Here is a 19,484-nt window from a genome sequence, read left to right as displayed (position 1 = left end):
TGCCGCCGATCACCAGCGGAACCTTCTTGATGTTGACGAGCTGTGTCGCCTGATCGACGGCGACGTTGCCTTGCGTCTGGCTGTCGCGCGTATCGGTCACGATCTTGCAGCCGTTGGCGCCGCCCGCATCGTTGAAATCACGGAGCGCCATCTCGACGGACTTGGCGCCCGCCACGCCGTATGCGCCGGCCGGACCCGTCAGCTCGAGATCGAGGCCGATGGTGATGGTGCAGTCTTCGGCGGCGGCAAGGCCGGGACAACCGGCGATGGCGGCCGCGAAAGCGGCGGAGAGAAGCAGTTTCTTCATGGGTCTTTTTCCTTCCCTGGAGTGGCCGGATCATTCCGGCGCGTTGGTTGACGTTCTGATGGAATGAAAGACAGTCTCAAGCCGACTTGGCGATCCCCTCGCTGTTGAGATTGTATTTCATGATGGAGCCGTGACCGGAAACGTCACGTTCCAATTCGTAGACATCGCCCTTGAGCGGGCGGGCCTCGGCCAGCACCGCATCGATGGCGCGAAGGTCCTCCGGCGCGAGCACGATGTCCGAAATCCGGAGATTGGCGGCAAGATGCGCACGGTTGCGGGCACCCACGATCACCGCGGCGACACCGCGCCGCGCCAGCACGGCGGCACTCGCAATGGTCGCGATGTCGGTTCCATGGCGCTGCGCAATGCCATCGAGGACACGCAGCAGCGCCTGGAAGAGATCCCAGCCACCCAGGTCATCGATGATGAGCTTGTATTTGGTGAGGGAGCGGTTCTCGAGCGGCGGCTTCGGTTCGGCAGCGCCCAGCCAACGGTTGCCGAGGAAACCGCCCGCCACCGTGCCGTAGCAATAGAGGGCGACACCTTCCTGCATGGCGACGTCGACAAAGCTCTTCTCCGGGCGGCGGTCGAGCAGCGAATACTGCACCTGCATGGAGCTCATCTCCACGCCTGCGCGGCGCATCGCCAGCAGGTGGGCCGTGTCGAAATTGGTGCCGCCGACGCGGTTGATCTTTCCCGCCTTGCGCAAATCCTCAAGCCACTGCGCCGCCTGCAGCCAGCGCTCGGCACTGTAGTCCCACCAGTGGAACTGCACCGTATCGAGCCGTTCCATGCCGAGGCGGCGGAGCGACCTATCGATCACGCCTTCCACATAGGATTTGGTAATGTCGCGAAGCCGCGCCATGTCGGGCACGAACTTGGTGTGCACGCGGATGCGGGCCAGCGCCTCTCGCCCGCGCAGGCGGGCGTATTCACTGCGGAAACGGCCGATCATCTCCTCGACGCCGGTATAGATGTCGGCGCAGTCGAAGGTGGTGATCCCTGCATCGGCAAACGCGATCATATCAGCCACGGGATCGTCGCTGACGCTCTGGCTGTGGCTCGCCGACAATTGCCAGCCCCCGCGGATAACGCGGGAGATCTCGTAGCCGGGCGCAAGGGTAATCCGCTGCATCGTCACGAATCCTTGGGCAACGGCACCGCCGTCGTCTGGGCGTGGCTGAAGCGGCGGAGCCCCGTCCGCGTGATGCGAAGGCGTGTCGAACAGTTGGGATCGGGACAGGCCACCTCGGCATCGGTCGACATCCAGTCATGGGGATGTGTGGGCCGCTGCTTGGCGGCGAGCAAAGGCAGAACGGCAGAGAGCGAATAGATGGAGAAGCCCTGCCCCGGCGGCAGGTGCAGCATCTCACCCCGCAGTTCGAAATGATCCCCGGGCTTGGCGCCGCAATAGACCTTGCCGCCCTCAGGCACCACCACTTCCACCTTCAGGTCGTAAAGCTCGAATGAATCGTCAGCCATGAGCGGTCTGCCCCTCTGTTGCCTCGCGCTCGAACTGCACGCGGATCAGATTGAAGGCCCGCGCGATGTCGTTGTTGAGGGCGGTCACCGCCGCCGCCCCGTCGCGCCGTTCCAGTGCGGTGATGAGGGCCCAGTGATGATGGGTGCCGGCGGGATCCTGCTTCTCGTCGTGGAGGAACGCAGCCTTCTGCACGAAGGCGCCCGACTGCAGCCACAGGCTTTCGATCACGGGTGTCAGAACCCGCGAGCCGGCGGCGCGGTAGATATGATTGTGGAAGGCGTGATTGAGTTCGATCGCGGCGCGGATGCTGTCCGGGCTGCGGTTGACGAAGGCGCGCTCACAGTCTTCCGTCAGCGTGCGCAGGGTGCGGAAGTCATCGGCCGTGAGATTGTCCATGGCGAGCAGCGTCACCTGCCCTTCGATGAGGCGGCGGGCCCGCGACAGGTCTTCCAGCCGGTCGAGGGTGATCACCGGCACGCGCACCGAGCGGTTGGGCAGGGCTTCGAGGGCATGTTCGGAAACAAGCCGGCTGAGCGCATCGCGCACCGGCATGGTGCTGGTCTGGAACCTGTCGGCGAGGTCGGCGATGCGCAGGGTTTCGCCGGGTGCAAACATACCGTGGATCAGGGAGCGGCGGAGTTCGGCATAAACCTTGTCGTTCACCGTCTCACGGGTGATGGGCGCAAGCCCGTGCCCCCCATTCACGCTCTGAACCGACGCTGGCTTGTCCACCACACTCACCTCTTCACGGAAAAAACTACTTGCAACCCGCGGGCACGTAAAGTGTAATCAGTGATCTGTGATCAAACTTTTTGAGGACGCCAGCGTTCCGATGGATGGCAGCCCTGCAGACGTGCGTTCTGGCGCACTTGCGCCGCATGCAATCGCTGCGTCCGGACTTTCACTGGCATTCGGTGGCGTGAAGGCGGTCGATGGCATGGACCTCCGCCTCGGCCATGGCGAATTCCTCGGCCTGATCGGCCCCAATGGCGCCGGCAAGACCACCCTCTTCAATATCCTCGCCGGCACTTACCGTCCCGACGGCGGCACGGTGCTCATCGATGGCCACCCTGCGCCGCCGGGAGATGCCAAGGCCCGCATTGGCCTCGGTCTCGGCCGCACCTTCCAGATTCCCAAGCCCTTCCCGCAGATGACCGTCCTGGAAAATGTCCTGACTGGCGCCCAGAACCAGGCAGGCGAGCACATCTGGCCCAACTTCCTGCAGTTCCGCCGCGTCGCTAATGAAGAGCGTGCAGCGGTGGAGAAGGCGAAGGCGCTTCTCGACTTCGTCAAGCTCACGCCCCTCATGCACGAACCGGCGCGCGTCCTGTCCGGCGGCCAGCGCAAGCTGCTCGAACTGGCCCGCGTGCTGATGGCCGATCCGAAGATCCTGCTCCTCGATGAACCTGCCGCGGGCGTGAACCCCACCCTCCTCGAATTCATCATCGGCCGCGTGCTGGACCTGAACCGGCAGGGCAAGTCGATCCTGCTCATCGAACACAACATGGACATGGTGACCAGGCTCTGCCAGCGCGTTGTGGTGATGGCGGGTGGCCGCTTCCTTGTCGAAGGCTCCGCCCGCGATGTCTCGCGCCACCCCGCGGTGATCGAGGCCTATCTCGGTGCCGCCGCATGAGTGCAGCACCGGCCCTTGAGACGCGCGGCCTCGTCGCCGGATATGAACGCGACCTCCCCATCGTGCGGGGCGTTGATCTTTCCATCGGCCGCGGCGAGCTCGTCGTCATTCTGGGGCCGAATGGTGCGGGCAAATCCACCTATGTGAAGGCCATCGCCGGAACCGTGCCCACCTTCGGCGGCACCGTGCTGCTCGCCGGCAAGGACATCACCGCAACACCCCTTCACAAGCGGATCGGCGAAGGCATCGCCTTCGTGCCGCAGACCGAGAACATCTTCGCGAGCCTGACGATTGCCGAGAACCTGCAGCTTGCCGCCGACGTGCTGGAGGCTTCGCTGCGTGCTGCGCGCCTTCAGAAGATGTACGCCATGTTCCCCGATCTCGCGGCGCGGCCGAAGCTGCGGGCGGGGCTTCTCTCCGGCGGGCAGCGGCAGATGCTGGCCTTGGCCCGCGCCCTCATCGTCGAACCGGGTGTGCTCATCCTTGATGAACCTTCAGCAGGCCTCTCGCCCAAGATCGTGGGCACGGTCTTCGCCATGCTGAAGGAGATCAACCGCTCCGGCGTCACCCTGCTGCTCGTCGAACAGAATGTCCGCGCCGCCCTCGCGATTGCCGACCGCGGCGTGATCCTCGTCGAAGGCGAGCTGCGCCATCAGGGCAAGGCGGCCGACCTCATCAATGATCCGCTGCTGGCGGAACTCTATTTGGGCGGTGCTGCTTCCCGGGGTGCCGGATGATCGCCCAGACCCTCATGGATGGCCTCATCGCGGGAAGCATGATCGGCCTTGGCGCCATCGGCATCACCCTCACCTATTCCATCCTGCGCTTCGCCAACTTCGCCCATGGCGATCTCATCAGTTGGTCGGCCTATTTTGCCCTCAGCGTGAGCACGGCGCTGGGGATGCTGGTGCCGGGTCTCGCCACATCAATCGGCCCCTTCTCCTTCGGCTGGTCGCTGCCCATCGGGCTTGTGGCTGCCATCGTTCTCACGGGATTACTGGCGCTGGTGGTGGACTGGCTTCTCTTCGCGCGGCTCCGCAAGCAGGGCGGCGCCATCATCATTCTGGTGATGGCGGGCTTCGGCGCGGCGCTAACGCTTCGCAGCCTGCTCGAATTCCTCTTCACCTCGAAGCCCTACTACTTCACCGATGCCCTGCAGATCGCACGTCCGCTTGTTGCAGGTGCGCGCGCCACACCGGACCAGTTGCTCGGCCTCGGCCTTGCTGCCGCGCTGGTGGGGATCGTCCACGTCATCCTCACCCACACGGCCGCAGGCCGCGCCATGCGCGCCGTGAGTGAGAACCAGGCGCTTGCCGGCCTTGCAGGCATCGACGTCGCCCGCACCATCCGTCTCGTCTGGTTCTTCGGTGCTTCCCTCGCCGCCGTTGCGGGCGTCATGACGGGGCTCCTCGTACAGATCCGCCCGCACATGGGGCTTGATCTTCTCCTCCCGCTCTTTGCCGCCGCCATCCTTGGCGGCATCGGCAGTGTGCCGGGCGCCATGCTCGCCGGCCTCATCGTCGGTCTTGCCGAAGCGCTCTGCGTGCAGTTCATCGGCGCGGAGTGGCGGGCTGCCGTCTCCTTCGTCATCCTCGTGGCGATCCTGCTGCTGCGCCCGCAGGGCCTGTTCGGAAAGCCCGCCGCATGATCGAGCTCATCAGTTACGGCGCCTTCTTCCTCACGCTTGCCCTCACCTACGCGATCATGTGCCTGGGGCTCAATGTGCAATGGGGACAGACCGGACTGTTCAACGTCGGCGTTGCAGGCTTCGTCGGGATCGGCGCCTATGTCTCGGCGCTTCTCACCACGCCACCTGCCACCGACCATCTCGGCGGCTTCGACCTTCCCATCGTGGTGGGCTGGATCGTGGCCGCCCTCGCCGCCGGATTTGCGTCCGTCCTGCTCGGCGCCCTCACCGTGCGGCTGCGCGCGGACTATCTTGCCATCGCCACGTTTGGATTCGCCGTGGTGGTGCAGCTTGCCACCCTCAACCTGCAATCCCTGACGGGCGGGCCCTTCGGCATCAGCTTCATTCCCCGCCCCTTCGGCTGGCTCGCCAGTGACCCGCTGCGCTTCAGCCTGCTCAACCTCGCAATCCTCGTGGTGATCACGGGTGGCGTCTATTTCGCCCTCGAACACCTGATGCGCAGCCCCTGGGGCCGCGTGCTCCGCGCCATCCGCGAGGACGAGGCCGCGGCAACCGCACTCGGCAAGGATGCCACCTCCTTCCGCATCCAGGCCTTTGCCGTGGGCGGGGCCATCATGGGGCTTGCAGGCGCGGTGCAAGGACATTTCATCGGCTACGTCTCGCCCGACGGCTATGTCCCCATCCTCACCTTCCAGGTCTGGGCCATGCTGATCGTCGGCGGCTCGGGCAACAACCGCGGCGCCATCCTGGGTGCCATCGTGGTGTGGGCGCTCTGGGCCTTCTCCGGCGCGCTCATCTCCGAACTCGTGCCGCCCGACCAGCAGGCTCGTGCCTCCGCCCTCAAGATCGTCATGATCGGCGTCGGAATCTGCCTCGTCCTCCTGCTCAGGCCGCGCGGCCTCCTGGGCGAACTCAAGACCGTCTCGCGCCATGTCGATGACAGCGCAGCGAAGGAAAAGACCTGATGACACAGAAGCCCCTGCCCACCAGTACCCTCAATCGCGGCCTCAACGGCGGTCTGACGATCCCGCGCATCACCTGCGGCCTCTGGCAGGTGGCTGACATCGAGCGGAGCGGCACGCCCATCGACCCGCAAAAGGGTGGCGATGCCCTGCAGGACTATGTGAAGGCCGGCTTCACCGCCTTCGACATGGCCGACCACTACGGCACGGCGGAACTGATCACCGCCAATCTGCTGAAGCGCTATCCGGAGGGACAGAAGCCGCTCGCTTATACCAAGTGGTGCCCGGAGCCGGGGCCGATGACGCCCGGGGTGGTTCGGGCCGGTGTCATGGAGCGCCTCACGCGGCTGGGCGTGAAGACAGTGGATCTCCTGCAGTTCCATTGGTGGAGCTTCGAGCATCCCGCCTGGCTCGATGCCCTGCACGAGATCAAGGCGTTGCAGGCCGAAGGGCTGGTGCGCGCCATCGGCGTCACCAACTTCGATGCAGCCCATCTCTCGCTTGCCCTTGCCGACGGCATTCCCATCGTTTCCAACCAGGTGTCCTTCTCGGTGGTGGACCGCCGCGCCGCGGGTGATCTCAGCGCCGCCTGCGCGGCCTCCGGCGTGAAACTGCTCGCCTACGGCACGCTCAATGGCGGATTCCTCTCGGAGAAATGGCTGGGCAAGCCCGAGCCCACCAGCATTCCGGACTGGAGCAAGTCGAAGTACAAGCGCTTCATCGACACGGCAGGCGGCTGGACCATCTTCCAGCAGCTTCTCGCCACCCTCGATGGCATCGCAAAGAGGCATGGCGTCTCGCTCTCGAACGTCGCAACGCGCTGGGTGCTGGAACAGCCCGCCGTCGCCAGCATCATCATCGGCGCGCGGATCGGCGAGACTGCGCATCACGACAGCAACCGGCAGGTCTTCGATTTTTCACTGACGCCGGACGACCATGCCGCGCTGGACTCGGTCTTCGCCCGCATGACACCGATCCCCGGTGACTGCGGTGATGAATACCGCAAGCCGCCCTTCCTCACCGCCTCTGGGGACTTGAGCCATCATCTGAGTTCCATCCCCTCGGCCTATGCCGCCGCGCCGATGAAGCATCGTGTTGGCCTGCGCGTCTCGTCCGGCAGCCAGTGGGAACCGATTGCCGGCTACAGCCGCGCCGTGCGCTTGCGCGACACGATCCATGTCTCCGGCACCACCGCCACCCACGGCAACAACCGCTGCGTGGCGCCGGGCAATGCAGCCGCCCAGACCACCTACATCCTCGACAAGATCGCCGCCTCCCTCACCGCCGCAGGGGGCCGGATCGAAGACGTGATCCGCACCCGCGTCTTCCTGCGGAAGGAAGAGGATTGCGAAGCCGTCTCCCGCGCCCATGGCCGCGTCTTCGGCACCATCATGCCGGCAAATACGCTGCTTGTGGCGGGTGGCCTGATCGGCAACTATGAAGTCGAGATCGAGGCCGAGGCGCTGGTCGAGGCGAAGTCCTAGGCGCGCCCATCACGACGCCCGGACCGCTGCCAAGCGCGGCATTGCCTTGTTCTGAAGCGCGGCACTGGCCGACGTCACGAACGAGGCCACGAGCTTTGCAAGCTCCTGGGACTGCGAGGCCAATTCCTGGGTGGCCGCCGTCGCTTCCTCCACCATCGAAGCGTTCTGCTGCGTCGTCTGATCGATCTGGTCCACGGCGGTGTTGACCTCGGCAAGACCGGCCGACTGCTCTTCGGCGGCAGCAGCAACACTGCTCACCACCTCGTTGATGCGCACGACGCTTTCGATGATGTGCTTCAGCGATGCGCCCGTTTCGGTGACCAGCGTCACACCCTCGATCACTTCAGCGGTGGCCGAATCGATCAGGGTCTTGATCTCCTTCGCCGCCTGTGACGAGCGCTGCGCCAGGGCGCGCACTTCCGAGGCGACGACGGCAAAGCCCTTGCCCGCCTCGCCGGCGCGCGCTGCTTCCACGCCCGCATTGAGGGCGAGCAGGTTGGTCTGGAAGGCGATCTCGTCGATCACGCTGATGATGTTGGTGATCTCCTTCGAAGACTTCTCGATGCCGCGCATGGAGTCGACGGCCTTCTGCACCACCTGCCCACCCCGCGTGGCATTCTCCCGGGCGCTCGCAGCAATGTCGCGGGCCTCATGGGCGCCCTGGGCCGAGAGCTTCACCTTGCCGGTGATCTCGGCGACGGCAGCCGCCGTTTCCTCGAGGTTCGCCGCCTGCGATTCCGTCCGCCGCGAAAGGTCGTCGGAAGCGGTCGAATCTCGTGCGTGCCGTTGCTGATGGTGCGGGTGGACGCCGTCACCGTGCGGATGACATTCTCGAGCTCGTCCATCGCCGCGTTGAAATCCTTCTGCAGCCCGGCATAGGCCTCGGGCAGTTTCTCGGTGATGCGGTAGGTGAGGTTCTTGGAGGCGAGGCTGCCGATGCCGGTGCCGATCGACCGGTTCACCAGCGCGCGCTCGTCGTCGATCGCCTGCTGGCGCATCCGGATGGCTTCCAGCGCATTCTGCTTCAGCACATTGATGTTGCTCGCAAGCACGCCCACCTCGTCCCGCCGTTTTACGCCAGGCACATCGACAGCATAGTCGCTGGCCGCCAACCGCTGCACCACACGGACCAGAGCTCCGAGCGGACGGACAACATTGAACTGCAACACCAATACGGCAAGCACGATGGAGATCAGGCTGGCACCGCCGATAAAGGCCGCGGTCTCGAGGGCAGACGCCTTGCTGATCGCGTCGGCCTGCGCCACTTCGTCGTTCATGTTCTTCAGGATCTCGTCGCTCATGCCACGGATCGATGTCCGGAGATCATCGACCTGCGTCTCGATCTCCTTCATTAACATCTGGCCGGTGCTGATGTCGTTGGTGCGAGACGCCGCTTCGAACGTGTGGAGAGTATCAGTGATGTTCTGGAAGCTGACGACATTTTCGTCGAAGCGGGCACCAAAACGGTCGGGCACCAAAGGCTTCGCCTCTGCGATCTGGCGCAGGAAGTCCTCCTCCCTGGTGTCCATCTCCTTGGCCGTTGCGTCCTTGGCTTCGGGGGTTGCCGCCGTCAGGTGGCGGTAGGCCAGGATGGCGATCACGTTCACATCGATGTTGGCCCGGAGGTTGTCGCGAAGACCAACCACATCCTCATGGATGATGCTGTCATAGGCAGCGCCCACTTCCTGCATCTTCTGCAGCGACATGTAGGTTGCGCCCCCGACCATGAGGGCAAAGAAAACGAAACAGCCGATCACCTTGTAGATCAGCTTGATGTGGGAAAAGATCATGTGACACCCCGAAGGAGCAGCGCTCCGATAGCCCAGGGCAAAAGTGCCCATTGGCGTCGGGGGTAGGACGGAAAGCATGTCCCAAACTGACGAAATGCCCATTTGAATGGCATGATTTCAACCAAAAGATGCAAAGTGGAAAGACCACGCGAGAACTTTGCGGAACTGTCAAACTGGGCTCTACCGCCGGATGCGAAACAGCCCAAAATCGACTCAGACACACGCCATGGCTGCATGACCTGTGAGTGCGGCAAACCAACACAATGACAGAACGACAGCGCGGCGGTCCGAATACTTATGCAAGCGGGGGCATTTCGCACCCGAAGCAAAGCCGCTAAGCCGCCCGCATGACCGCTGAACTCGACCGCTTCACCACCGCCATTTCATCCGCGCGCCGTGCCGACGATTGCTGGCGGGCCCTCCAGCACCTGTCGGCCCACATGCCGGGACACATTCTCTTCACCGTCATGACGGTCGACATGGCGGCGGGGCTCGCCCGTCGGGCCTTCAGCAGCCACCCGGAGGCCTACCCTGTCTCGGGCACCAAGCCCATCCACCGTGACCAGTGGTTCGACATCGTCCACGGCGAGCGGCGGAGTTTCGTCGCGAACACGATCGAGGACATCGCCAAGGTCTTCCCGGATCACGAACTCATCGCCTCGCTCGGCTGCGGCTCGGTCCACAATCTTCCCGTCGTGCTGGACGGCGAACTTGTCGCCACCATCAACATGCTGGCTGCGGCGCACCACTACACACCCGAGCGGGTGGCCGCCGCCGAGAGCCTGCTTGCCCTTCCCGCCCGCCTCTGCTGCGCACTCGCCATGCTGTTTGACAGCCGCGCAAAAACCCCCGCATGATGACGCCTCGCGCAACGTGAAGGGGCAGAAGGCATGGCATCGGACTTGGCCGGACGGGTGATCCGTCAGCTTGCGTCCTTTTGCGCCAGCCTGATCCTCACCTTCATCGGTCTCACCGCCGTCACCTTCTTCATCGGCCGTCTCACCAAAATCGACCCCGTTCTTGCCGTCGTCGGCGACAAGGCAAGCAAGGAGGTCTACGAACAGGCCTATCAGGCGCTCGGCCTCGACAAGCCGCTCATCGTGCAATACGTGCTCTACCTCAAGCGGGTGCTGAGCGGCGACTTCGGCATGTCCGTGCTCACCTCGCAGCCCGTTCTCTCGGACCTAGTGCGGGTTTTCCCGGCCACCTTCGAACTCGCGACCCTGGCCATCATCATCGGCGTGGCCGTGGGCATTCCGGCAGGCGTGCTCGCGGGCGCCCGCAAGGGACGCTGGCCCGATCACGTGGTGCGCGTGGCGGGGCTCTTCGGCTATTCCGTGCCCGTCTTCTGGCTGGGCCTCGTCGGGCTTTTCTTCTTCTATGGCAAGCTCGGCTGGGTTTCGGGCACCGGCCGGCTCGATGTCTTCTACGACGACATCGTCACCACCCGCACCGGCATCATCCTCATCGATTCCGCCCTCGAAGGGGAATGGGACATCTTCCGCAATGCCTTCAGCCACCTCATCCTGCCGGCCACCATTCTCGGCTACTTCTCGCTCGCCTACATCGCCCGCATGACCCGCAGCTTCATGATCGCGCAGCTCTCGCAGGAATATGTCACTGCCGCCCGCGTCAAGGGCCGCTCCTATTGGGGTGCAGTCTGGGGCCACGCCTTTCCCAACATCCTCGTGCCCCTCATCACCGTCATCGGCCTCAGCTATGCCTCGCTTCTCGAAGGTGCTGTTCTCACCGAAACCGTCTTCGCCTGGCCCGGCCTCGGCCTCTACATCACCCGCGCCCTCTTCAACGGCGACATGAACGCCGTGCTGGGCGGCACCATTCTGGTGGGGCTCGTCTTCATCGGCATCAATCTTCTGAGCGATCTGCTCTACAAGGTCTTTGATCCGAGGCTGCGCGGCGCATGAGTACATCCCTCATCACATGGCTCATGGACGAAGCCCCGCAATCGCGGCGGCAGGCGGTGATCGGCAGCCTCTACCGGCGCTGGCGCTCCATCCTTGCCAACCCCGCGGCTTTGGTGGGCCTCGTGATCGTGGCGCTGCTCATCCTCATCGCGATCTGCGCCCCGCTCCTCGACCGCGGCATCTCGCCCATCGCGCAGGACCTCAACAACCGCCTCGCGGCGCCGTCCGCGGCCCATTGGTTCGGTACTGACGAACTGGGCCGCGACATCTATTCCCGCACCCTCTACGGCTCTCGCGTGACGCTCACCATCGTCGGCCTCGTCTCCGTCGTGGTTGCGCCCATCGGGCTTCTTGTGGGAACGCTCGCCGGTTACCTCGGCGGCTGGGTCGATGCCACTCTGATGCGCATCACCGACGTCTTCCTCGCCTTCCCGCGCCTCGTGCTTGCGCTCGCCTTTGCCGCCGCCCTCGGCCCCGGCATCGAGAATGCGGTGATCGCCATCTCCCTCACCGCCTGGCCGCCCTATGCCCGCATCGCCCGCGCCGAAACCATCACGATCGCCAAGAGCGACTTCATCCAGGCCGTGGTGCTGCAGGGCGCCTCCACCTGGCGCATCCTTTTCCATCACGTGGTGCCGCTCTGCCTCTCCTCCGTGATCGTGCGTCTCACCCTCGACATGGCGGGCATCATCCTCACCGCAGCGGGCCTCGGCTTCCTCGGGCTGGGCGCCCAGCCGCCCACAGCGGAATGGGGCGCCATGGTCTCGGCCGGACGCGACGTGATCCTCGACCAGTGGTGGGTCGCCACCATCCCCGGCATTGCCATCTTCTGTGTGAGCCTCGGCTTCAACCTGCTGGGCGACGGCCTCCGCGACGTCTTCGACCCGAAGGACGCATCATGACTGCGCCGCTCCTCTCGGTCGAAAACCTCAGCGTCTCCTATGCCACCCGGAGCAGCGTCACCCATGCGCTCCGCAATGCCAGCTTCACGCTCGGCCGCGAGCGCTTGGGTGTGGTGGGCGAGTCCGGCTCCGGCAAATCCACCATGGGCCGCGCCCTTCTGGGCCTCATCCCCCGGCCCGGCATCGTCACCGCCGACCGCATGGATTTCGCCGGACAATCGCTGCTTCAGGCCCGCGACAGCGACTGGCAGAAGCTCCGTGGCCGCCGCATGTCCATGATCATGCAGGACCCGAAATACTCGCTCAATCCGGTGCGCCGCATCGGCGACCAGATCGCCGAAACCTGCTTGCTGCATCTGGGGTCCAGCCGCAAGGAGGCCGAGCGCCGCGCCCTTGCCATGCTGGAAGCGGTGAAGATCCGCGACCCCGACACGGTCTTCCGCCAGTATCCGCACCAGTTGTCGGGCGGCATGGGCCAGCGCGCCATGATCGCCATGATGCTGGTGGCCGAACCCGATCTTCTCATCGCCGACGAACCCACCTCGGCGCTCGACGTGACGGTGCAGAACGAGGTGCTGCGCATTCTCGATGATCTCGTGCAGAAGCGTGGCATGGGGCTGATCTTCATCAGCCACAACCTCGCAATCGTCTCCAGCTTCTGCGACCGCGTGCTGATCATGTATGGCGGCCGCATCCTCGAGCAGATCGCGGCGAAGGACCTGGCGAAGGCACAGCATCCCTATACCCGCGCCCTGCTCGCGGCGGCGCCTTCGCTTGATCAGCCGCGCGACACCCTGGCCACCGTCGTGAGGGACCCGGCATGGCTGGAATGATCGAGGTGCAGGACCTGCACGTGGATTTCAGCCACGAGGGCAGGATCGTTCACGCCGTTCAGGGCGTGAGCTTCTCGGTGGCCGATGGCGAGAGCTTCGGCATCGTGGGGGAATCGGGTTCCGGCAAGTCCACGGTTCTGAAGGCCATCGCAGGCCTCGTGCCGAGCCGCAGCACCGCCCTCAGCGTCAATGGCCGCGCCGCCCAGCAGCGCCGCGCCAAGGCTGACCGCCGCCAGTTGCAGTTCGTCTTCCAGGACCCTTACGCCTCCCTGCACCCGCGCCAGACGGCAGACCAGATCCTGCGCGAGCCGCTCATCATCCATGGCCTCGACAACAAGGACGACCGCATCGCCGCCGCCCTGCGCGAGGTGGGCCTGAAGCCGGAACATCGCTTCCGCTATCCCCACCAGCTCTCGGGCGGCCAGCGCCAGCGCGTCGCCATTGCCCGGGCCCTCATCCTGCGGCCGCCCATCCTGCTCCTTGACGAGCCGACATCGGCCCTCGACGTCTCGGTGCAGGCCGAAATCCTCAATCTCATTGCCGGCCTCCGGCAGGCCAACAGGCTGACCATCATCCTGGTGAGCCACGACCTCGGCGTTGTTGCCCACCTCTGCAACCGGATCGCCATCATGCAGGGCGGAAAACTTGTGGAAGTGGTAACCGCGGCCGAGCTTCGCTCCGGCAACGCTGAAGCCGACTACACCCGCAAACTGGTGGCGGCGAGCCGCGGCTTCACCCGCGCTTGAGCCTCACTTCAATTCTCCTCATCTTGCCAAGCCCCTGAAAACGGTCTGTGATGCGGAAAGCTGCGCCCCGGCACCCAAACGGGAGCGCTGCCCTGTGTGATTGGGTGTTGAGGGAGAAAGACATGCTCAAGACGTTGAAATTCGCGCTTCTGGCGGGCGCGCTCGTGACGCTGGCGCCCATGGCGCAGATGGCCCTGGCCGAAACGCCGAAGGACACGCTCGTCATCGCCGAGAACATCGACGACATCATCTCGCTCGATCCGGCCGAGGCCTATGAACTCAGCGGCATCCAGGTGCTTGCCAACACCTACGACCGCATCATGCGCTTCGAGCCCACCGACATCACCAAGCTGGTGGGCGGCGTGGCCGAGTCCCAGACCGTGAGCGAGGACGGCAAGACCTTCACCCTCAAGATCCGTTCCGGCCTCAAGTTCGCCTCCGGCAATCCCGTGACGGCACAGGATGCGGCCTTCTCCCTGCAGCGCGTGATCAAGCTCAACAAGACGCCCGTCTTCCTGCTCTCCCAGCTCGGCTGGACGCCCGAGAACGTCGACCAGATGGTGACGGCGCCGGATGACAGCACGCTCGTCGTCAAGATCGGCGTCGATTTCGCTCCGTCACTGGTGAACGCCTTGCTCTCCTCCGTGGTGGGCTCGGTCGTCGACAAGAAGACCGCCATGGAACACGAGAAGAATGGCGACTTCGGCTACGAATGGCTGAAGACCAACACCGCCGGCTCCGGCGCCTTCACCCTCAAGGCGTGGAAGCCCAATGAAAGCGTCGTGCTGGAGGCAAACCCGAGCTACCGCGGCGGTGAACCCGCCATGAAGCGCGTGGTCATCCGCCATGTGCCGGAACCCGCAGCCCAGCGCCTGCTCATCGAGAAGGGCGACACCGACGTGGCCCTCAACATGACCGGCGACCAGGTCACGAGCCTCAAGGGCAACAAGGACGTGGTAATCACGCCCTCGCCGCAGGCCCTGCTCTATTACATCGGCATGAACGTCAAGCAGAAGGAACTGCAGGACGTGCGCGTGCGCCAGGCGCTCCGCTACCTCATCGACTATGATGGCATCGTCAATTCGATCATGCAGGGTGGCGCCCAGGTACATCAGTCGTTCTGGGCCTCGGGCTTCTGGGCTGCCCTTGACGACAATCCATACAAGCTCGATCCCGAGAAGGCCAAGGCGCTGCTGAAGGAGGCGGGCTACCCGGATGGCTTCGAGATTTCTCTCGATGCGCCGAACTCTTCGCCCTTCACCAACATCGCGCAATCGGTGCAGGCCACCATGGCGCAGGGCGGCGTGAAGGTGAACATCATCCCCTCTGAAACCAAGGCGCTGCTCACCAAGTACCGTGCCCGCGAGCATCAGTTGCTGATGATCTACTGGGGCCCGGACTACATGGACCCGCACACCAACGCCGACGGCTTTGCCAACAACGGCGACAACTCCGATGCCGCCAGCAAGGGCAAGCCGCTTGCCTGGCGCAACTCGTGGTCTGACGAGGCGGTGAACAAGATGACCGCCGACGCCGTGCGCGAGCGCGACGAGGCCAAGCGCAAGCAGATGTATCTTGACGAACAGAAGAAGGTGCTGGAGGAAGGCCCCTACGCCATCATGTTCCAGGAAACCAAGCAGGTTGCGACCCGCGCCAACGTGAAGAACTTCATCTTCGGACCGAGCGCCGACGTGGTCTACTACAACCTGACGACCAAGTAACGGCGGTCGGCGGTGACAGGATTTCTTGATCGCCGCCGCGCCTCCATACTCATGCAGAACGAGGGCCTTTCGGCCCTCGTTTTGTCTCAGCCCGAAACCCTGTCCTATGCCACCGGTGCCTTCCCCGGCGTCGCCACGTTCTGGCGGCGCGCCGGTGCCGCCTTCCTGATCGTCCCGGCCGACGTGGGCGAACCGCTCACGGCAATCGTGGGCGACTTGCAGGCGAGGAGCTTCGCCGCCGCCTCCGGCATCAGCGATGTCCGTACACTCCGCCTCTGGGTCGAAACCGATACATGGCCGCTTGATACCGCCAAGCCGCACCGCACGCCGCGTCCGGCGCAATATCTCCTGACCGAAAGTCTGGCGCTCCTGCAGGACGCGTTGCACGAGAAGGGGATCACGGGCCGCATCGGGCTCGAACTGGGATTCATCCCTGCTGCGGATTTCGAAGCCTTCCGCGCCCTGCCCTATCGCTGGACCGACGCAACCCGGATCGTCGAGCGTCTGCGCAGCATCAAGCATCCGGAGGAAATCGCCCGCCTCCGCAGAGCCGCACTCTACGCAAATGCTGGCCTCAGCCATCTGTTGGAGGCGCTCACACCCGGCATGACTGCCGCCGAGATGAGCCGCATCTGGAAAGAGGCCGCCCTTGCCCGCGCAGCACAGCAGGGCGAAGCCACGCCGCCTTCCACCTGGTCCTACATTGCCGTGGGCGGAGACGGCTTTGCCCCCGGCGCACCCGCGCAGCCCGGCGACATCATCAAGATGGATGTGGGCTGCGTCATCGCTGGCTACAGCTCGGACGGCGCGCGCTCAGCCGTGATCGGAACGCCGCGGCCCGAAGCGCAGAAGATCTACGATGCACTCCACCGCGCCTTCGATGCAGGCCTTGCCCTGATGCAGCCGGGGCGGCCCCTTGCCGAAATCTACAGCGCAACTGCCCAGACCATGTGGCAACAGGGCTATGACACCTACGGCCGCGGCCATTTCGGCCACGGTGTTGGCGCCTCGATCTGGAGTGAGGAATGGCCCTTCATCGCGCAAGAGTCCGATGCGGTGCTCGAACCCGGCATGGTGATGGCCTTCGAGACGCCATGGTACATCGATGGCCTCGGCGGCTTCATCATCGAGGATCAGTTGCTGATCACGGACAAAGGCTGCGAGGTGATGGCGCCGCTGCCACGCACGCTGCGGCGGCTGTGATCCTCACGGCATCATCGGATGAACGGTGGGGCGGATCGACATCCGCTCTGCAAATTGCTTCAGGATGTCCAGCTTTGCATCCACGAGCACGATATCGCTCTCGACCGGAAGCGCAACGCCCACTGTCACCATCCAGCTGTCATGCCAATCGAAGACCGGTACGGAAACCGATTGCAGTTGCGGCTCGGATTCGCCGATCGAGCGCGCAAACCTGTTCTCCACCACCTTCTTGATCCGCTCGAGAAGGTTTTTCCTGACGTCGTCCGTCATGCCAAAGGACGACAGCTCGCGTTCCACCAACTCACGTGTGACATGTTCCGGAAGGAAGGCCGCATAAAGTTGGCCTGCCGAACTCCGCGTCACCGACAGGACCTGGCCGGGGATCGTATTGGTCACAAGACTGTCGGTACTGTAGGCCCAGCGCATCAGGATGGGGCCCGCACTCGACCAGACCGTCATGTAGGCGTGGCAGTTGGTGATCCGCGCGATGGTCTCGAGCTGATCGTTCACCCGCGAGAACAGGTTGATCTGCTTGAGCGCGGAGAGACCGAGTTTCAGGGCAGCAACGCCCAGCGCATACTCACCGGTCTTGGGATTCTGCACCACCACGGAATTCTGCACGAAGGTGGCGAGATAGCGGTGAAGCTTGCTCTGCGAAATATCGCATCGTGTGGCGAGAAGAGAGAGCGACGCGCCCTGCTTGAACTCGCCGAGGCTGTCGAGAATACGCAGCCCGACCTTGAGGGATTGTATGGGTTTCGCTTCCCGGATGCTCTGGTTCATGACCGTATTCTCTTCGCGAATTCGAAGCTTACAAAATACAGTTGGAGTGTATCTTGCTTCATTTCCAGCAGAGTCGAAATGAAGGTAAATTTTGAAGGCGTTCCGCAAATGCAGGCGTGCGCTGCTGCCGGCACAAACTGTTTTGCAAACGGCTTTTGGACACCATCAATAAGAAATCCGTTTCTGGCGCATTTTCAGCGAGATAGTAGGAATGCGGAAAAGGCCCGGAGTCATCCTGCCGGACACCGGTCAGCAAGAGGCTGGCCGCTGCTCAAGGCAATCTTCTCAAAGGAGAGAACGATGACCAAGTCTAAGTACGTACGCGTCAGTATGGTTGCAGCATCATTGATGCTTGCATCTTCCGGATGTTTGGCCGGCGGTCTGGGTGGACTCAAAGACGCTGTCGGTGGTGCCGTCGGCGGCGTCGGAGGCGCAGTCGGCGGAGCGGTTGGTGGCGCAACCGGAAGTGTGTCGCAGAGTGTCGGCGGCGTGACAAAGTCCCTCTCATCCACGGTTGGCGGCATCACCTCCGCAACCACCTCAACGGTGTCCAACATTTCGCCCAATCTGTCGGTCGGCCTCACGGCATCGGGCACGCCGGTCATGGGGACCAAGGCGACCATCGGGCAGATCGATGCCCGCTTGTCCGTGCTCAGCCGAAAGCGGCTGCTGGCGCTCTGTGTGTCGGCGGGCGGAAAGGGATGTGATGGTCTGAGCCGACGCAAGCTGATTGAGCTCGTGCAGGTGCGACTGAACCTGCTGTCCGGCAAGAAGCTGGTCGCGCTTTGTATTTCGGTAGGCGGCTCCTGCGGCACGACGCGCCCGCACACTGTCGGCAAGCCTGCGGGGCGTGAGGCCAAGGTTGCGGACCAGATGGAATGCGGCTGGTTCATTCGCGAAGGGCACCGGCGCTATTGGACATGCCTGAAATGACCTGATGTCCGCAGGTCGCGCCGGTCCCGTCAACTGGCGCGATCCCGCGGCCTGTCAGTGCGCCGTAGCTGCGCAGAAGATCCGGTAAACGTCATCCACCTTCTCGTGGTAGCAGAAGGTCCGGCCACCATCGGCCAGGGTCGGCGCCTCGGGAAAGCGCTTGTTCTTGACCAGCCGCTCCGGCCTGCCGAACGGCTCCTGCAGCGAGGGCCGGCTCGCCCGCCAGATCGATGTCTTGCGCCAGAACAGGCTGCCCGTGCCCCGCGTGAAGTAGAGCGTGAGGCCATCCTCCGAAATCGCAGGGGCGTATTCCAGATCGGCCGTGTTCACCTCCGCCAGCAGTGCCGCGCTACCGGGAAGGCGCTCGAAATGATCGCCCGCGCGGCGGGCAATGAAGATGTCCGCCGTCTTGGGGAATGGCCCGCCGGTGAAGTCCCCGTCCACGCCATAGAGCGTGTTGCCATCTCCGCTGATCGCGAGATCGAAGTTCACCTGGCCCGGCACGTTAAGCGATACACCCTTTACCAGTTCCACATCACTGGCGCGGCCCGCTGCGAAGCGCGCACGGTAAACGGTGGAGAAGGTGGTGTCGTAGCTTCGCGTCGAGACGAAATAGAGATACCCGCTTCGGTCAAGCGAGGGCACGCCATCCAGCGCTGGCGAGTTCGCGCCTTCGATCCTTCCTCCATATTGGAAGGAATAGGGCCCGGTGCGCAGCGCCCACTGGAGATCGGTGTTCACCTTCGGATCGTTGCTGTTGTTGAAGAGCAGATAGTTGCCGTCGGCAGTGATGAACGGCTCCATCGCATCACCCGTGTAGCCCGTGATCTCCACCTGATGCCTGTCCGGAGGCGAGACATCCTTGGCATCGGCTGACCGATACGGCATCGCAGCCGCCGCGATGACGCAGACGATCACGGGGAAGCATTTGATACGCACCACTGACGACTCCTCGACTCCGCCGCACCATAGCTGGACACCCCGCAATTGTATGTGGGCACGATTGCCCGATCTCATGTCACTCAGTTCCGGATTGCAATATTGCCTAGGGAACTTCAGGCGCAGGAGGAGCGCTGCGCGTCCGCTTCAACCCGTGTTTGGATGCGTCAAAAAAGCTGCGTGATTCCA

General features: G+C 63.9%; 21 protein-coding genes. 13 read left to right on the top strand and 8 right to left on the bottom strand.

Annotation, left to right across the window (positions count from 1 at the left end; genetic code table 11):
• From QM801_RS19490 to QM801_RS19475, 4 genes are all read right to left on the bottom strand, one after another.
• On the bottom strand, positions 1-307 hold a 307-nt coding region (locus QM801_RS19490; protein WP_415020863.1), incomplete at its 3' end, for an ABC transporter substrate-binding protein.
• 76 nt (positions 308-383) lie between these two features.
• The gene (locus QM801_RS19485) at positions 384-1,442 is read right to left on the bottom strand and encodes an aldo/keto reductase (protein WP_415020862.1); all 1,059 of its coding nucleotides are present in this window, start codon (positions 1,440-1,442) and stop codon (positions 384-386) included.
• Positions 1,443-1,444: 2 nt separating this feature from the next.
• Positions 1,445-1,789: a TIGR04076 family protein gene (locus QM801_RS19480; RefSeq protein ID WP_415020861.1), complete on the bottom strand. Its 345-nt coding sequence runs from the start codon at positions 1,787-1,789 to the stop codon at positions 1,445-1,447.
• Complete coding sequence (locus QM801_RS19475; protein ID WP_415020860.1) at positions 1,782-2,522, bottom strand: GntR family transcriptional regulator; 741 nt, start codon at positions 2,520-2,522, stop codon at positions 1,782-1,784. The genes QM801_RS19480 and QM801_RS19475 overlap by 8 nt, the downstream gene beginning before the upstream one ends.
• A 100-nt stretch (positions 2,523-2,622) precedes the next feature.
• Between QM801_RS19475 and QM801_RS19470 the strand changes: the two genes are divergently transcribed.
• From QM801_RS19470 to QM801_RS19450, 5 genes are read left to right on the top strand one after another with little or no spacing between them, the layout of a single operon-like run.
• Positions 2,623-3,426: an ABC transporter ATP-binding protein gene (locus QM801_RS19470; RefSeq protein WP_415020954.1), complete on the top strand. Its 804-nt coding sequence runs from the start codon at positions 2,623-2,625 to the stop codon at positions 3,424-3,426.
• Positions 3,423-4,163, top strand: a complete 741-nt coding sequence (locus tag QM801_RS19465) for an ABC transporter ATP-binding protein (RefSeq protein WP_415020859.1) — start codon at positions 3,423-3,425, stop codon at positions 4,161-4,163. Before QM801_RS19470 ends, QM801_RS19465 begins: the two co-directional genes overlap by 4 nt.
• Positions 4,160-5,074, top strand: coding sequence for a branched-chain amino acid ABC transporter permease (locus QM801_RS19460; RefSeq protein ID WP_415020858.1), 915 nt, complete (start codon positions 4,160-4,162; stop codon positions 5,072-5,074). The genes QM801_RS19465 and QM801_RS19460 overlap by 4 nt, the downstream gene beginning before the upstream one ends.
• Complete coding sequence (locus QM801_RS19455) at positions 5,071-6,039, top strand: branched-chain amino acid ABC transporter permease (RefSeq protein ID WP_415020857.1); 969 nt, start codon at positions 5,071-5,073, stop codon at positions 6,037-6,039. Before QM801_RS19460 ends, QM801_RS19455 begins: the two co-directional genes overlap by 4 nt.
• Positions 6,039-7,520, top strand: coding sequence for an aldo/keto reductase (locus QM801_RS19450; RefSeq protein ID WP_415020856.1), 1,482 nt, complete (start codon positions 6,039-6,041; stop codon positions 7,518-7,520). Before QM801_RS19455 ends, QM801_RS19450 begins: the two co-directional genes overlap by 1 nt.
• 9 nt (positions 7,521-7,529) lie before the next feature.
• On the opposite strand, the gene QM801_RS19445 is transcribed toward QM801_RS19450, so the two are convergent.
• Both QM801_RS19445 and QM801_RS19440 read right to left on the bottom strand, forming a co-directional pair.
• Positions 7,530-8,198 carry a methyl-accepting chemotaxis protein gene (locus QM801_RS19445; protein WP_415020855.1) on the bottom strand — a complete coding sequence of 223 codons (669 nt, stop codon included), beginning with the start codon at positions 8,196-8,198 and terminating at the stop codon, positions 7,530-7,532.
• Positions 8,195-9,310 (bottom strand): HAMP domain-containing protein, encoded by a 1,116-nt coding sequence (locus tag QM801_RS19440; protein ID WP_415020854.1) that lies wholly within the window; start codon positions 9,308-9,310, stop codon positions 8,195-8,197. The genes QM801_RS19445 and QM801_RS19440 overlap by 4 nt, the downstream gene beginning before the upstream one ends.
• Before the next feature lie 347 nt (positions 9,311-9,657).
• On the opposite strand from QM801_RS19440, the gene QM801_RS19435 reads away from it, so the two are divergent.
• The 7 genes from QM801_RS19435 to QM801_RS19405 all read left to right on the top strand — a co-directional run bounded on the left by QM801_RS19435 (position 9,658) and on the right by QM801_RS19405 (position 16,640).
• Positions 9,658-10,167 carry a GAF domain-containing protein gene (locus QM801_RS19435; protein WP_415020853.1) on the top strand — a complete coding sequence of 170 codons (510 nt, stop codon included), beginning with the start codon at positions 9,658-9,660 and terminating at the stop codon, positions 10,165-10,167.
• Between the two features lie 33 nt (positions 10,168-10,200).
• Positions 10,201-11,235, top strand: coding sequence for an ABC transporter permease (locus tag QM801_RS19430; protein WP_415020852.1), 1,035 nt, complete (start codon positions 10,201-10,203; stop codon positions 11,233-11,235).
• Positions 11,232-12,137 (top strand): ABC transporter permease, encoded by a 906-nt coding sequence (locus tag QM801_RS19425; protein ID WP_415020851.1) that lies wholly within the window; start codon positions 11,232-11,234, stop codon positions 12,135-12,137. Before QM801_RS19430 ends, QM801_RS19425 begins: the two co-directional genes overlap by 4 nt.
• Positions 12,134-12,970, top strand: a complete 837-nt coding sequence (locus tag QM801_RS19420; RefSeq protein WP_415020850.1) for an ABC transporter ATP-binding protein — start codon at positions 12,134-12,136, stop codon at positions 12,968-12,970. Before QM801_RS19425 ends, QM801_RS19420 begins: the two co-directional genes overlap by 4 nt.
• Positions 12,958-13,716, top strand: coding sequence for an ABC transporter ATP-binding protein (locus tag QM801_RS19415; RefSeq protein WP_415020849.1), 759 nt, complete (start codon positions 12,958-12,960; stop codon positions 13,714-13,716). The genes QM801_RS19420 and QM801_RS19415 overlap by 13 nt, the downstream gene beginning before the upstream one ends.
• 122 nt (positions 13,717-13,838) lie before the next feature.
• Positions 13,839-15,437 (top strand): ABC transporter substrate-binding protein, encoded by a 1,599-nt coding sequence (locus tag QM801_RS19410; RefSeq protein WP_415020848.1) that lies wholly within the window; start codon positions 13,839-13,841, stop codon positions 15,435-15,437.
• 12 nt (positions 15,438-15,449) lie between these two features.
• Positions 15,450-16,640, top strand: coding sequence for a M24 family metallopeptidase (locus QM801_RS19405; RefSeq protein ID WP_415020847.1), 1,191 nt, complete (start codon positions 15,450-15,452; stop codon positions 16,638-16,640).
• Positions 16,641-16,643: 3 nt separating this feature from the next.
• Here the strand turns inward: QM801_RS19405 and QM801_RS19400 are convergent, their stop codons facing one another.
• The gene (locus QM801_RS19400) at positions 16,644-17,423 is read right to left on the bottom strand and encodes an IclR family transcriptional regulator (protein WP_415020846.1); all 780 of its coding nucleotides are present in this window, start codon (positions 17,421-17,423) and stop codon (positions 16,644-16,646) included.
• A 300-nt stretch (positions 17,424-17,723) separates the two neighbouring features.
• Between QM801_RS19400 and QM801_RS19395 the strand changes: the two genes are divergently transcribed.
• A complete protein-coding gene (locus tag QM801_RS19395; RefSeq protein ID WP_415020845.1) occupies positions 17,724-18,356 on the top strand; it encodes a hypothetical protein in 633 nt (210 codons plus the stop codon).
• A gap of 54 nt (positions 18,357-18,410) precedes the next feature.
• Here QM801_RS19395 and QM801_RS19390 read toward each other — a convergent pair whose 3' ends face one another.
• Complete coding sequence (locus QM801_RS19390; protein ID WP_415020844.1) at positions 18,411-19,298, bottom strand: hypothetical protein; 888 nt, start codon at positions 19,296-19,298, stop codon at positions 18,411-18,413.
• Between the last annotated feature and the right edge of the window lie 186 nt (positions 19,299-19,484).

It is taken from the genome of Aestuariivirga sp. (assembly GCF_047600585.1).
Lineage (GTDB): Bacteria > Pseudomonadota > Alphaproteobacteria > Rhizobiales > Aestuariivirgaceae > Aestuariivirga.
This window is presented reverse-complemented; position numbering and strand designations above follow the sequence as displayed.

What these genes read in the sequence shown, in the direction of transcription:
- QM801_RS19400 (WP_415020846.1), bottom strand. Translation starts at nt 17,423, where the DNA reads ATGAACCAGAGCATCCGGGAAGCGAAACCCATACAATCCCTCAAGGTC.
- QM801_RS19395 (WP_415020845.1), top strand. Translation starts at nt 17,724, where the DNA reads ATGACCAAGTCTAAGTACGTACGCGTCAGTATGGTTGCAGCATCATTG.
- QM801_RS19465 (WP_415020859.1), top strand. Translation starts at nt 3,423, where the DNA reads ATGAGTGCAGCACCGGCCCTTGAGACGCGCGGCCTCGTCGCCGGATAT.
- QM801_RS19450 (WP_415020856.1), top strand. Translation starts at nt 6,039, where the DNA reads ATGACACAGAAGCCCCTGCCCACCAGTACCCTCAATCGCGGCCTCAAC.
- QM801_RS19415 (WP_415020849.1), top strand. Translation starts at nt 12,958, where the DNA reads ATGGCTGGAATGATCGAGGTGCAGGACCTGCACGTGGATTTCAGCCAC.
- QM801_RS19425 (WP_415020851.1), top strand. Translation starts at nt 11,232, where the DNA reads ATGAGTACATCCCTCATCACATGGCTCATGGACGAAGCCCCGCAATCG.
- QM801_RS19440 (WP_415020854.1), bottom strand. Translation starts at nt 9,310, where the DNA reads ATGATCTTTTCCCACATCAAGCTGATCTACAAGGTGATCGGCTGTTTC.
- QM801_RS19420 (WP_415020850.1), top strand. Translation starts at nt 12,134, where the DNA reads ATGACTGCGCCGCTCCTCTCGGTCGAAAACCTCAGCGTCTCCTATGCC.
- QM801_RS19430 (WP_415020852.1), top strand. Translation starts at nt 10,201, where the DNA reads ATGGCATCGGACTTGGCCGGACGGGTGATCCGTCAGCTTGCGTCCTTT.
- QM801_RS19455 (WP_415020857.1), top strand. Translation starts at nt 5,071, where the DNA reads ATGATCGAGCTCATCAGTTACGGCGCCTTCTTCCTCACGCTTGCCCTC.
- QM801_RS19435 (WP_415020853.1), top strand. Translation starts at nt 9,658, where the DNA reads ATGACCGCTGAACTCGACCGCTTCACCACCGCCATTTCATCCGCGCGC.
- QM801_RS19410 (WP_415020848.1), top strand. Translation starts at nt 13,839, where the DNA reads ATGCTCAAGACGTTGAAATTCGCGCTTCTGGCGGGCGCGCTCGTGACG.
- QM801_RS19470 (WP_415020954.1), top strand. Translation starts at nt 2,623, where the DNA reads ATGGATGGCAGCCCTGCAGACGTGCGTTCTGGCGCACTTGCGCCGCAT.
- QM801_RS19460 (WP_415020858.1), top strand. Translation starts at nt 4,160, where the DNA reads ATGATCGCCCAGACCCTCATGGATGGCCTCATCGCGGGAAGCATGATC.
- QM801_RS19485 (WP_415020862.1), bottom strand. Translation starts at nt 1,442, where the DNA reads ATGCAGCGGATTACCCTTGCGCCCGGCTACGAGATCTCCCGCGTTATC.
- QM801_RS19480 (WP_415020861.1), bottom strand. Translation starts at nt 1,789, where the DNA reads ATGGCTGACGATTCATTCGAGCTTTACGACCTGAAGGTGGAAGTGGTG.